The sequence below is a fragment of the Ensifer adhaerens genome, from assembly GCF_001270265.1.
Taxonomy (GTDB): domain Bacteria; phylum Pseudomonadota; class Alphaproteobacteria; order Rhizobiales; family Rhizobiaceae; genus Ensifer; species Ensifer adhaerens_B.
Genome location: NZ_LGAP01000021.1, coordinates 64,467 through 77,430, shown reverse-complemented (window position 1 = coordinate 77,430; position 12,964 = coordinate 64,467). Strand labels below are relative to the sequence as shown.

Annotated in this window: 12 protein-coding genes and 1 riboswitch; of the genes, 6 read left to right on the top strand and 6 right to left on the bottom strand. The window is 61.0% G+C overall.

Annotated features, from left to right (window positions below; all coding sequences use genetic code 11):
* Positions 1-71: 71 nt before the first annotated feature.
* The 5 genes from AC244_RS24290 to AC244_RS24270 are packed head-to-tail and all read right to left on the bottom strand — an operon-like array spanning position 72 to position 5,099.
* The gene (locus tag AC244_RS24290) at positions 72-1,337 is read right to left on the bottom strand and encodes an ABC transporter substrate-binding protein (protein WP_053251394.1); all 1,266 of its coding nucleotides are present in this window, start codon (positions 1,335-1,337) and stop codon (positions 72-74) included.
* 22 nt (positions 1,338-1,359) lie between these two features.
* Positions 1,360-2,196, bottom strand: a complete 837-nt coding sequence (locus tag AC244_RS24285; RefSeq protein WP_053251393.1) for a carbohydrate ABC transporter permease — start codon at positions 2,194-2,196, stop codon at positions 1,360-1,362.
* Positions 2,193-3,107, bottom strand: a complete 915-nt coding sequence (locus tag AC244_RS24280) for a carbohydrate ABC transporter permease (protein WP_053251392.1) — start codon at positions 3,105-3,107, stop codon at positions 2,193-2,195. The genes AC244_RS24285 and AC244_RS24280 overlap by 4 nt, the downstream gene beginning before the upstream one ends.
* Entirely contained in the window at positions 3,100-4,266 is a 1,167-nt protein-coding gene (locus AC244_RS24275; RefSeq protein ID WP_053251391.1) for an ABC transporter ATP-binding protein, read from the bottom strand. The genes AC244_RS24280 and AC244_RS24275 overlap by 8 nt, the downstream gene beginning before the upstream one ends.
* Positions 4,263-5,099, bottom strand: coding sequence for a metallophosphoesterase family protein (locus AC244_RS24270; RefSeq protein ID WP_053251436.1), 837 nt, complete (start codon positions 5,097-5,099; stop codon positions 4,263-4,265). Before AC244_RS24270 ends, AC244_RS24275 begins: the two co-directional genes overlap by 4 nt.
* A 435-nt stretch (positions 5,100-5,534) precedes the next feature.
* On the opposite strand from AC244_RS24270, the gene AC244_RS24265 reads away from it, so the two are divergent.
* From AC244_RS24265 to AC244_RS24245, 5 genes are all read left to right on the top strand, one after another.
* Entirely contained in the window at positions 5,535-6,623 is a 1,089-nt protein-coding gene (locus AC244_RS24265) for an ABC transporter ATP-binding protein (protein ID WP_053251390.1), read from the top strand.
* 31 nt (positions 6,624-6,654) lie between these two features.
* Positions 6,655-7,953: an ABC transporter substrate-binding protein gene (locus AC244_RS24260; protein ID WP_053251389.1), complete on the top strand. Its 1,299-nt coding sequence runs from the start codon at positions 6,655-6,657 to the stop codon at positions 7,951-7,953.
* A gap of 89 nt (positions 7,954-8,042) precedes the next feature.
* Positions 8,043-8,957: an ABC transporter permease gene (locus tag AC244_RS24255; protein WP_053251388.1), complete on the top strand. Its 915-nt coding sequence runs from the start codon at positions 8,043-8,045 to the stop codon at positions 8,955-8,957.
* 1 nt (position 8,958) lies between these two features.
* Entirely contained in the window at positions 8,959-9,780 is an 822-nt protein-coding gene (locus AC244_RS24250) for an ABC transporter permease (RefSeq protein ID WP_053251387.1), read from the top strand.
* Positions 9,781-9,785: 5 nt separating this feature from the next.
* Positions 9,786-10,523 carry an aspartate/glutamate racemase family protein gene (locus tag AC244_RS24245; RefSeq protein ID WP_053251386.1) on the top strand — a complete coding sequence of 246 codons (738 nt, stop codon included), beginning with the start codon at positions 9,786-9,788 and terminating at the stop codon, positions 10,521-10,523.
* Here the strand turns inward: AC244_RS24245 and AC244_RS24240 are convergent.
* A complete protein-coding gene (locus AC244_RS24240; protein ID WP_053251385.1) occupies positions 10,481-11,425 on the bottom strand; it encodes a LysR substrate-binding domain-containing protein in 945 nt (314 codons plus the stop codon). The two genes, AC244_RS24245 and AC244_RS24240, sit on opposite strands and share 43 nt — an antisense overlap.
* A 773-nt stretch (positions 11,426-12,198) precedes the next feature.
* Positions 12,199-12,424: riboswitch (cobalamin riboswitch) on the top strand.
* A 301-nt stretch (positions 12,425-12,725) separates the two neighbouring features.
* Here AC244_RS24240 and nrdH point away from each other — a divergent pair.
* Entirely contained in the window at positions 12,726-12,947 is a 222-nt protein-coding gene (nrdH, locus tag AC244_RS24230; protein WP_053251383.1) for a glutaredoxin-like protein NrdH, read from the top strand.
* Positions 12,948-12,964: the final 17 nt, after the last annotated feature.

Below are 12,964 nucleotides of genomic sequence, written 5' to 3'. Positions count from 1 at the left end.
GAGATCATCACCCCGCGAGATCTCGCGGGGTGATGTCGGTGTCAGCGACCGAGCTGGCCGGTTCGTGGGATTTAGCTGCGCGGCAGCAGACCTTCCACTTCGGCTGCGGCGTCCTCGAGCGCCTCTTGCGGCGTGGCCGTCTGCTCGACGACACGCGAGAGGTTTTCGACGATCGATTGCGTCACCTTCACGCCGTTGGTACCGGGAAAGGCATACCATGGCATCATGCGCGGCATCTGCTCGAGGCCAGCGCGAAACAGCGGGTTCTCTTTGTAGAAGTTGGCGAGATAGTCCGGCGACGTCGCGGCCAGCTCGTTGTTCGGCACGTAACCGGTGCCGGGCACCACGACCGATGCGCCGTAGGGGCCGGCTGCGAACTTCGCAAACTTCCACGCTGCGCCCTGCTTTTCGGCGTCTCGGGTCAGGATGACCACTGCGTTCCCACCCGTCGGCAGCTTGCCGTTTTCCGGATCGATCAGCGGAATATGCGCGGTGCGCAGGTCGAACTTGCTGCCGACGTTCTTGATGGTGTTGCGAAGGGCGCCCGTGGTCTGGAACGCAAAGCCCACCTTGCCGGCAACGAAAGCCTGCTCACCGGCCTGCTTGGTCAAGACCGGAAGCCCGCCCTCCTTGACCATGCGGTCAAGCACAGTGATCGCCTTCTCGCCTTCCGGGCCGTTGAACGCAACCTTGCTCTCGTCGTCGTTGAGCATGTGTCCGCCCGCACCGAAAAGCAGCGCAGAGAACATCCAGTCATCGCCCTGCCAACGGAAGTCGATGCCTTCATTGCCGTCGCCGAGCGCCTTGATCTTGCCGCCGAGCGCAATCACCTCGTCCCAGGTCTTGGGCGGGCTGTCCGGGTTGCCGCCGGCTTTGCGAACGAGATCGGCGTTGTAATACATGATCGGATTGGATGTCGCGAAAGCGAGGCCAACCTGTTTGCCGCCGACCTGGGCGAGCTTCAGGATGTTGTCCGAAAAGCCCTGCTCGGCCATGTTGCCGTCCTTGGCAACGAACGGGCCGAGGTCGACGGGAATGTCGCGCTCATTGACCATGCGCAGGCGATTGAGGCCAATGAAGGTTAGATCAGGCATCTCGGCGGTACCGGCCTGACGCATGATCGTCTGAATGCCTTCTTCATAGGTCGCGGACGGATTGGCAAAGGTGATCTTGATGTCGGGGTTTTCCTCCATGAACTTCTTGGAGATCGTGTCCATCACGTCCTTGAAGAAGCCCGGCATCGGGTAGTGCACCGTCAGCACCGTTTCGGCATGAGCCGGGACGGTGAAGGTCATCGAGATCGCAGCCGCCGCGAGAAGCTGTTTGAACTGTTGCATGACATTCTCCTGGTTGGACCGGTCAGCCTTTGAGCCCGGTCATGGTGATGCCCTCGACGAAGCGTTTCTGCGCAAGCAGGAAGGCGGTGACGAGAGGAAGGGTAATGATCAACGTGGCCGCCATCAGCGCGCCGTAGTCGTCGCCGGCTTCCGCCGCACGGAAGTAGAGAAGGCCGAGCGGCGGCGTGGCGTAATCCTGGTTGGTCACGACGATCAACGGCCAGAACAGATCGTTCCAGTGGGCGACGACCGAGAAGATCGCGAAGGCGGTGATCGCCGGCCAGGCATTGGGCACGACCACCCGCACAACGATGCCAGCTTCCGACATTCCGTCGAGCCGGGCGGCCTGGATGAGATCGTCGGGAATGGCGCGGAAGAACTGCAGGAACAGGAAGATCGCAAACACCGATATCGAGAACGGAGCAACCAGCGCCAGATAGCTGTTGAGTACCGACAACCGGTCGAAGGCGACATAGAGCGGCAACGCCGTCGCATGGATCGGCACCAGCAGACCGATCATGACGAGCAACATCATGGTGCGCGCCGCCTGGAACCTCAGCTTGGCCATGGCATAGGCGCAGGGGATGGCGACCACCACTTGCACAACGAAGATGAGGGCGCAGACGATGACCCCGTTGATGAACAACGTCGACATGGAGACCCGCGACAGCGCCTTCGAAAAGTTCTCGATGTAGGACCATTGCTGCGGGATCAGCGAGAGCGACGACGAGAAGATCTCGCTCTGCGCCTTGCCGGCGGTCGAAATCATGAAGATGTAGGGCGCGAGAAAGATGAGCGCCCCGAGCGACAGGACGGTGAGCCGCGCGACGCGACCCATGGAAAGGGAGGTCGTGATCATGCGTAGTGCACCTTCCGGTCGAGGACGCGGTATTGCAGGAACATGAGGGCAACGAGTATGGCAAGGAACACCACGGTCATCGCCGAGGCATAGCCGACACGCAGATAGACGAAGCCTTCCTGGTAGATGGTGAAGAGCAGCACTTCCGACGCCTTGTTCGGACCGCCTTCAGTCAGGGTTTTCACCGTCTCGAACACCTTGACCGAATTGATGACGCTGATCGTGGTGACAAAGAGCGTCGTCGGTCCAAGCATCGGCCAGGTCACGAGCCGAAAGCGATCGAACCACGACTTGGCGCCATCGATCTGCGCTGCCGCATAAAGCTCCCGCGGGATTGCCGTAAGACCGGCCAGGAACAACACCATGTTGAAGCCGACCGATTGCCAGACGCCGATGATGGCAAGCCCATAGAGAACCGTACCCGAGGCGCCCAGCCAGTTCGGGCCGGCGATGCCGAAGGTAGCGAGGAAGGCGTTTACCGGGCCGATCGTCGGGTGAAACAGGAACTGCCAGACGGTAGCCATGGCGACAAGCAGGGAGGCCACCGGCAGGAAGTAGACAGTGCGGAAGAACGCCCTGCCCCGTGTTTCGGCTTCGATCAGCATGGCGATCGCCAGCGCGAGAATGATCGATGCCGGAGCGACGATGATCGTATAAACGGCGGTATTCCAGAGCGACCGGAGGAAGGTACGATCACTGACAAGCTCGGCATAGTTCTCGAAGCCGACAAACCGGAACCCGGCATAGCCGAGTTCGAAATCGGTGAAGCCAAGGACGATGACGGCGAGCGTCGGCAGAAGGATGAAAAGGAACAGCAGGACGATCGCCGGCAGTGCCAGCAGCCAGGCGACGCGTGCCTCGCGTGCCGCCGGTTCGATGGCAAAACGATCCACGGTCGCAACGCTAGCCATTGGCCGTCTCCAGCACCGTCATCATGCCGATCGGCTTTGCCGCCAACCGCTCTCCGTCCCGACCGAAGAGCATCACACGCTCCGGTGTAACATCGACGCCGACCGGCATTCCTGTCGACAGAGAGGCAGCCTCGGACGGTGTCGACTTGATCGTGACGGCGCCGCCGATCGCATCGAGGCGCGTATGAACGATGACCTCTGAGCCCAGAAACTCCATCCGTTCAACACGCGCGCGCAGCATCCCGCCATTGTCGGCCCGGACCCGTACAAACTCTGGCCGCACGCCGACCATGACGGGTGTCTCTGCTGCGCTGCGATTTTCCCCAGCGAGCACCAAGCCACCGAAGCGCACGACACCGGATGCGTCCATGCGCGTTTCAAGCACATTGATTTTCGGCTGGCCGAGAAAGCGCGCGACTTCGATGTGAGCCGGGTTATCGTAGATCTCCCTGGGATCGGCCAGTTGCAGCAGATTTCCCCCGATCATCACAGCGACCCGATCGGCCATGGACAGGGCTTCCGATTGGTCGTGTGTGACGTAAAGCGTCGGCACGCCCGCACGGCGATGCAAGTCGACGATTTCGCCGCGCGCGTGAACGCGCAGGTTCGCGTCGAGATTGGACAGCGGTTCGTCCATCAAGAACACGCTCGGGCGCCTGACCATGGCGCGCGCCAGCGCCACGCGCTGCCGCTGGCCGCCCGACATCTGTCCGGGCTTGCGCCCAAGCAGGTGATCGATTTTCAGGGATGATGCCATCTCGTCGACCTGGCGCTGAATGTCGGCGCAGATCTGCCGCTGGCCCGGCAACAGGCTGCCGAGAAGCGGCAGGCGCTGCATCGCCGTCAGTCGCCGCATGGCGAGCGGAACGGCAATATTCTGGCCGGCGGTCAAATGCGGGTAGAGTGCGTAGGATTGAAAGACCATGGCGATATTGCGGTCCGCGGCCGGCACCCGCGACACATCGCGGCCGGCGATGGCGATATCGCCATGATCGGCGTGATCCAGTCCCGCCACGATCCGCAGAAGCGTGCTCTTGCCGCATCCTGACGGCCCGACAAGCGCGATGAACTCGCCCGCTTCCGCCTCGAAGGTGATACTCTTCAGGATCGTGTTCCCGCCATAGGACTTGGCGATGCCGCGAAGCGAAAGCACGGTCATCGAACCGCCTCCACGAGCGTCTTTGCAGCGCGCGGATAGACCTCCTCAATCACCGGATCAAGGATGTGTGTCGTCAGCCCAGACACGGCAACGACCTCGCTCGAAACCTGGCGACCCTCGAAACGATGCACGACGGCACCGACCAGCCGCTCGCCTGGCATCTCGCGCTCGAGGGTATCGACGATAAAGGATGTCGGCGGAGCCCAAACGAGGGACGTTCCTTCCTGCTCGCCGGTCCAGGCCCAATGAAGATGGCCGCTGGCATGAAGTGCGACGTTGCGGCCGGCCATCAGGTCGAAGAGCCGTTGGCGTTGACGGGGCCTCACGCTCCAGTAACCGGTATCACCCTCATCCGGATCATCGACGAAAAGCGGTTTGTGCGCGAAGATCGCGACTGGGCGGTCCCCGGCGGTCTGTAATTGCTCGGCGAGCCAGGCGAACTGCCGTTCGTCCTCCTCGTCGTCGAAGCCGAAGAGCTGGCTGTTCAGGCCGATGAAACGCCAATCGCCACGGTCGCAGCACCAGTAATCCTGCCCCACATGTGCTCTCCAGCGGGCAAGACGGATGGGGTCAACCGGCTGCACCGAGCCCGGCAGATGCCCGACATCATGATTGCCGGGTACCATCAGCACCGGCGCGGAAAGCTGCGCCATCAGTTCCATCGCAAAGGTGACGTCCTCGAGGTGATCGGCGCCGTCGATGGTCAGGTCGCCGGTATGGATCACCAGATCCGGCGCCATCGCCTCGATCCATTGGAGGAGAGGATTCCAGTTGTCGTTGAAATGCGGCTTCGACGGGCTGAGATGTGTATCGCTGATCTGGATGATCTTCACGGAATTCGGGCCTCCGACCATGGTCATTGCGCATGTCGTCCGGAAGCCGTGTCGCTCCCGTTCGGTGCTTAGGCCGCACTGTTTAGGGAGCTGTCTTGTCAGTTTGGTAACAGACGTTGTCAGCTGTTTTTCAGTTTCACCATGAAAGCGTCACGTTCCGACGTCCATGCGCGGCCGTGATGGCGGGTGGGGGAAAAACGAACTGGCCTCTCGCCCCAAGGCGGGCGGGGGCTGTGCTCAAAAATTCACATTATCGTATACAATAATTTGCGGATATTGACGACAAAAGCCCATTTCGTGAGCAGAAGGTTGTTGCGCCGGATACCCCGGAATTCGGCGGTGACACCAGATTCCTAAACGAAAATATAGAGTTATCGTCGCCGCACGAGATTGGCACGTTTGATGCTTCTTCCCTGTCATCAGGAGAAAGCCATCATGTCGAAAGCCGCCGAAATCGATATCGTATCTGTTTCCAAGATCTACGGCGCGACAACCGCCGTGCACGCCATCAGCCTCAAGATCCCCGCGGGCAGCTATTGCTGTTTTCTAGGGCCGTCGGGCTGCGGGAAGACATCCACGTTGCGCATGATTGCCGGCCACGAGAGCATTTCGTCCGGCGCCCCCCGTCTCGGCCATGTCGTCGTGACCGATTTCCCGCCGGCCCGCCGCAATACGGCGATGATGTTCCAATCCTACGCCCTGTTTCCTCATCTCGACCTCGTCGACAATGTTGCCTTCAGCTTGAAGATGAAGGGCGTCGACAAGGAAACGCGCCGGGCCAAGGCGCTGGCCATGTTGAGGCTGATGCAGATGGAGGCCTATGCCGGCCGTCGGCCGGCGCAGCTTTCGGGCGGACAGCAGCAGCGGGTGGCACTCGCACGTGCGTTGATCACCGAACCGGAAGCTCTGCTGCTCGATGAGCCTTTGTCGGCGCTCGATCCATTCCTCAAGATCCGCATGCGGGCAGAACTGAAGAAGCTGCAGAAAACGCTCGGCATCACCTTCGTCCACGTCACGCACAGCCAGGAAGAGGCCATGGCATTGGCCGACCTGATCGTGGTGATGAACGATGGCCGCATCGAGCAGGCGGCAGCGCCGCGTATCGTCTTCGAGAAGCCGGCAACGGCCTTCGTCGCCCGCTTCATGGGCGACCACAATGTGCTTTCGGGCCGAGTGAGCGCCATCCGTGACGGGATTGTCGAGATGGGGGTGGCCGGTGGCCAGAGTTTTGCCGTTCGCGACATCGCGCAGGAAATCGGTGCGCCAATCGACATCGGCATCCGCACCGACCGCGTTCGCCTCGATCCTGCCGCGGAAAAGACCCTCGGTTTTCAGGCGGTGGTCTCCAACATCGAATATCGCGGCGCTTCGGTGAAGCTGACCGTCAGTGGCGCCGGCAGCGACGACTTCACAGTGATCGTCAGCGATGCCGACTATTTCAACAAAACCGTGTCGGTGGGCGACGCGGTGTCCCTGAGCTGGACCCTGGAGGATGTCGTCCCCCTCGGTCGCCTTTCAGCATGAGTGACCAACCATCAAAAAAGGGGAACTGCGCATGACGAATGAAATTACATCAAAGACCTCGAAGGAGGGCCTGTCCCGTCGCACGCTGCTCAAGACCGGTGCGGCGGCAATCGGCGCGATTGCCGGGTCCGGGGCGATCACCGGCTTTCCGACGATCTGGGCGCAAAACCCGATCACGCTGCGTCAGTTCGGCACCGGCGTTTCCAACATCAATGCCATTGCCGAGAAGTGCAAACAGGATCTCGGCATCACACTGGAAATGACTGCGACGGATTCGGACGCCGCAGCCCAGCGGGCAGTGACGCAACCCGATTCCTACGACATCGCCGACATCGAATACTGGATCGCCAAGAAGGTCTTCCCGGCCGGTGTGATGCAGCCGATGGATGTCTCGAAAATCAAGTACTACGACAAGATCGTCCCGCTGTTCATCGACGGCAAGCTGAAGCCCGAAAGCGTCATCGCCCAAGGCACCGCCCCGCACACCGTCGGCTTTGTCGAGGCGCAAGATTCTAAGACCTTCGCGAAGTCGCCGACCCAGTGGATGACGCTCATTCCGACGATCTACAATGCCGATACCCTCGGCATTCGCCCGGATCTCGTCGGCCGCGACATCACGAGCTGGGCCGACATCATGGATCCGGCCTTCAAGGGCAAGGCCGCCATCCTCAACATCCCGTCAATCGGCATCATGGATGCCGCCATGATCATGGAAGCCTTGGGCAACGTCAAATATGCCGACAAGGGTAACATGACGACGGATGAGATCGACCAGACGATCGACTTCCTCATTAAGGCCAAGCAGGACGGTCAGTTCCGCGCTTTCTGGAAATCCTTCGACGAGAGCGTCAACCTGATGGCCTCCGGTGAAGTGGTGATCCAGTCCATGTGGTCACCGGCCGTCGCCGCCGTCCGCTCGAAGGGCATCGCGTGCAAATACCAGCCGCTCAAGGAAGGCTATCGCGCCTGGGGTGGCGGCCTCGGCCTTGCCGCCCATCTCCAGGGCGCCCAACTCGACGCGGCCTATGAATATATCAACTGGTACCTGTCGGGCTGGGTCGGCGCCTATCTCAACCGTCAGGGCTACTATTCGGCCGCCATGGACACGGCCAAGGGCTTCATGTCCGAGGACGAGTGGGGCTACTGGGTCGAGGGCAAGCCGGCAAAGGGCGATATCCTCTCGCCGGAGGGCAAGGTCATGGAGAAGGCCGGCGCCGTGCGCGATGGCGGCTCCTTCGAAGATCGCATGGGCAAGGTCGCCTGCTGGAACTCGGTCATGGATGAGGACCGCTACATGATCAAGCGCTGGAACGAGTTCATCGCGGCTTGAGACAGACGAAACGCCCTCGCTGCGGCGCGCCCTCGAATGGGGCCGACCGCAGCGAGCGGGATCTGACTAGCAACGCGAGAGGATGAACAATGGCGGTAGTGGCAATTTCGCAGCCATCGGAGGCCGAGGCCGGTAGACCCAGCAGTGTCCGTGCTAGGCTGCAAAGGCTGGGCGCCTATCTGCAGGCGCTGCCGCTCATCCTCATTCTCGGGTTCTTCTTCGTGCTGCCGATCCTGACCATTCTTGTCGTCAGCTTCTGGGACTACGACTTTGCCGGGCTTTATCCGGACTTCCTGACCATGAACTATGTCGACACGCTCGGTTCGTGGGTGACGTGGAAGACCTATCTCAACACGTTGAAATTCACCGCCCTCGTCTGGTGCCTCACACTCTTGATCGGCTTCTGGGTCGCCTATTTCCTCGCATTCCACGTGCGCACAACAACCATGCAGATGGTGCTCTTCCTCATCTGCACCGTACCGTTTCTAACCTCCAACATCATCCGCATGATCTCCTGGATCCCGGTGCTTGGACGCAATGGCCTCGTCAATTCGACGCTGATCGACCTCGGCATCATTCCGCAACCGATCGAGTGGCTGCTCTATTCCGATTTTGCTGTCGTGCTTGCCATGGTTCACCTCAATACGCTCTTCATGGTGACGCCGATCTTCAACACGCTGATGCGCATCGACCGTTCGCTGATCGAAGCGGCGCGCGACTGCGGCGCCAGCGGCCGGCAGGTGCTCTGGAACGTCATCCTGCCACTCGCCAAGCCCGGCATCGCCATCGGCTCGATCTTCGTCGTCACCCTCGTCATGGCCGACTTCTCGACGGTTCAAGTTATGTCGGGAGGACAGAGCGCTTCGGTCGCGCTGATGATGAAGAACCAGATGTCACTGCTGCAATATCCGGCTGCGGCCGCCAATGCGGTCGTGCTGCTGATCGTCGTGCTCCTGATGGTCGCCGCGATCCTTCGGGTCGTCGATATCCGAAAGGAACTATGAGATGAACCATGAGCGGCGCACCCTGGAATTCTACCTGCTCGCGGGCTTCTTCGCCCTGTTCGTGCTGTTTCTCTACGGGCCGTTGTCGGCGGTGCTGATCCTGTCCTTTCAGGGGCCGAATGGCGGTCTCACATTTCCGTTGAACGGACTTTCGCTGCACTGGTTCTACAATCTCTTCGAGAAACAGGCGGTCGGCGACTTCGGCGCGTCCTTCCGCCGCTCATTCACGCTGGGACTGATGGTGATGGTGGTCAATGTCGTCGTGGCGCTGCTTGCCGGCCTCGCCTTTCGCCACCGCTTCAAGGGGGCGACGGCCCTCTTCTACCTGACCGTTGCCAGCCTGGTCGTGCCCTCGATCATCATCTCGCTCGGGATCGGTGTCGTCTTCCAGCAGTTTGGCCTGAAGCCCGCCTGGTATTCCTCCGGCTTCGGCGCACATCTTACCTGGACCCTGCCCTTTGGCGTCTTGATCATGTTTGCCGTCTTCAACCGCTTTTCGCCTGCCTATGAAGAGGCGGCCCGCGATCTCGGCGCCACCCCGTGGCAGACGTTTCGGCATGTGGTGCTGCCGATGATAGCGCCGAGCCTGATCGGGGTCGGCCTCTTCGGCTTCACGCTTTCCTACGACGAGTTCGCCCGCACGCTGATGACCTCGGGCAGCTACAACACCCTGCCATTGGAAATCTACGGAATGACCACCAATGTGACGACGCCAGTGCTTTACGCGCTGGGCACGGTCACGACGCTCTTCTCCTTCACCATCATCCTCGTCGCGCTTGCCGTCATTCTGACGCTTCGTCGGCGGCAGGCAAAAATGAGCTAGGTTCGATGCGCATTCTGATCGTCAATCCGAACACCACCCAATCCATGACCGAGAAGGCGGCGGCCGCAGCCCGCGCCGTCGCGGGCCTAAACACGGAGATCATCGCGAGGACGTCCAAGTCCGGACCGGCTTCGATCGAAGGCCACTATGACGGCGCGATCGCGCTTCCAGGCCTGCTCACCGAAATCCGGGACGGCGAAGCGGCAGGCGCCAACGCCGCCGTCATCGCATGCTTCGACGATACTGGTCTGGAAGCGGCCCGCGCGCTCGCCCGCATCCCCGTGGTCGGGCTCTGCGAATCCGCTGTGGCGACGGCCGCCATGCTTGCCCAGCGTTTCACCGTCGTGACCACACTCGAGCGGTCGCGTGTGCTTATCGAGAACCTGGTCATACGCTATGGGATGGGTGCCCGGACGAAGGTTCGCGCTGCGGATATCCCGGTGCTGCAGCTTGAGGACAAGGCTTCGCCCGCGTTGGCGAAGCTGCGATGCGAAATCGAGCTGGCGCTCGTTGAGGACGGCGCCGAGGCGATCGTGCTTGGCTGCGCCGGGATGGCCGATCTTGCGCGCGCACTTCAAGCCGAATACGGCGTTCCGGTCATCGATGGCGTATCGGCAGCCGTCAAGCAGGCCGAGGCGTTGGTGTCACAAGGACTGACGACCAGCAAGCGCGGCTCCTATGCTCCGCCGCTCAGCAAATCCTATTCAGGTCTTATGAGCGCGCTCGCACCGATGCCGGCTTGAGACCGTGCCGAGGGAAGCTCTCCGGCCACGGCGGCCAGCAGCACATTCGATGCGGCGGCTTCGGCAATGATCCAGTCGCGGAAAGCCTGGATTTTCTTCTGCCGCCGCTGGCTTTGCGGGTAGACCAGCCAATAGGCACGGCCGTCCCTAACAATATGATTGAAGGGCCGAACGAGTTTGCCGCTTCGAAGCTCCTCGATCAGAAAGGTCGAGACGACCATGGCAATGCCATGATCGAGCAATGTCGTCGCCACATCCATCGCCTGGACGTCGAAGATCAGTTCAGTGCCGTTGCTGACCGGCGGCTCCACGCCCGCTTCGGTCATCCAGCGCCGCCACCAGCTGGCGTTGCCGAAGCGCCTCACCCTGAGAACGTCGGCCGGATCCTTCAGCTGATGTTTTTCCAGGAACCTCGGCGTGCAAACGGGCATGTATTCGATCGGGAAAAGAGGAAACACGTCATTGCCCGACCAGTCGCCGTTGCCGCTGCGCACCACGAGATCGATCGCATCGCGCTTGAAGTCGATCAGCTCCGTGGACATGTGCACGCGAATGCTGATGTTTGGATGGGCTGTCTGAAACGAGGCGAGCCTGGAACCAAGCCAACTTGAGACGACGGTCGGAAGCACCGAGATGTGGAGGTGATGTTCGGTCTTATCGGCAATCTCGGAGAAGGCCGTACCCAGCAGATCGAGCGCCTCGGTCACCCTCGGCGCAAGCTGCCGTCCGGCATCCGTCAGCCGCACCTCCCGCGGCAGACGGACAAAGAGCGGCGTGCCCGTGCGATCCTCGAGCAAGCGGATCTGATAGCTGACGGCGGCTTGCGTCATGCCGAGCTCCTGCGCCGCGCGGGTGAAACTCAAGTGCCTGGCTGCGGCTTCGAACGCGCGCACCGCGCTCATGGGGGGAATCTTGCTCATGTCCTGAGATAAGCATTCTTTATGCCAGCATGCGAGAAATCGCTTTGCGCGAAACCATCAAAATCCTCAATTTTCTGGCGAACACATCACCGCAGAAATGAAGGGGTTAGCAATGCTTAGCGCACTGCGATCGATCATCCGCCATGTCTTGAGCGTGACCAAGAGAGCTGCCGACGCCACCACGACCATCGATGCATTCAGCGAATTCCAGCTGAGAGACATCGGTCTCACGCGCGACAATGAAGGTATCCGGGCGCGCGCTGGCGACCTTGCCGTTCCGTGGCAGCGCGTAGCGGTTTCTGATCCGGGCAACGCGCCCTCGTCTCGCGGACCAGATCGCGACGTGCCGCATCCCGCCGCCTCAAGCCTCGCAAGCCTACGGGAGAAGCAAAATAGAGACGTAAGCACTTCTTTGTGCGATTGATCTTGCCGCTTTTGCGGCGGCATTGTCGAAGACGATCGTGCCGGCAACCTATTTCGGCGCAATCGGCGACAACATACCGACGGCGCTGCCGGTCGCCTGACTGCACGTCGATCTGGTGCGGGCGCCGCAACAGTTCGATCTCGGGCTTCAGGCGGCGTCGGCACAACTCGTGCTGTCGCTTGGCGTGGTCGATGGCCGCAACGTGGGGCGGACCGATCTTGCCGGCCTCTTGCGCCGTCGTTTACTCCCCGTTATCCACACTCGAAAAATATTGTCCGCTCTCCCAGGCTGCTGCGGCATGGAACCTATTGACGTGATTTTCCCGACATATACTATATCTAGTGTTCGAGGTTCTTCCGATTCGCAAGGATTGGGAGCGAAGATGGGAATACGGTGCGTCGTAGCGATTTCGCTTGGCTAAGCCGTGGCTGCCCCCGCAACTGTAAACGGCGAGCGACTGTCCAGCATTCGGCCACTGAAGCATGAGGCTTCGGGAAGGTCCGGACAAAAGCACCGACCCGTGAGCCAGGAGACCTGCCTCGATCGATAAACGTCCACGGGCGGGGTGTCCGGAGAGGTCAGAGGTGTGCTTGAGGCAGGATGAAACCTGCCTGATCGTCTCGACGTCCCCCCGGAAGCGCCGTCTTCAACTTCGGGGTGAAGTCATGTCCGCGTCATCGAATTCCTATCACTCGCCAATGAAGAGGCGCGGGAACCCGCGCATCTGACGAAACCACGTGCTTTGGTCGTTTCGATCCGAGCAAGCCGTAATCATGCCAGCCCTGCATTTTGCCGGATCGCGTTTGCGCGTCCGTATGCTTTTTCATGCCCAGATCAAGCCGACCAAACGAGGAAGAAATGAACGTCACCGTCTACAGTAAGCCCGCCTGCGTCCAATGCACCGCAACCTACCGCGCGCTCGACCGCCAGGGCGTCAACTATGAGGTGATCGACATCTCGATCGACGAGGACGCGCTCCAGACGGTCAAGGGCCTCGGCTACATGCAGCTTCCCGTCGTCGTTGCCGGTCCGGAGCATTGGGCAGGCTTCCGCCCCGACAAGATCAGCGCGCTCTCCTAAAGCTGAGGTACGGCGCG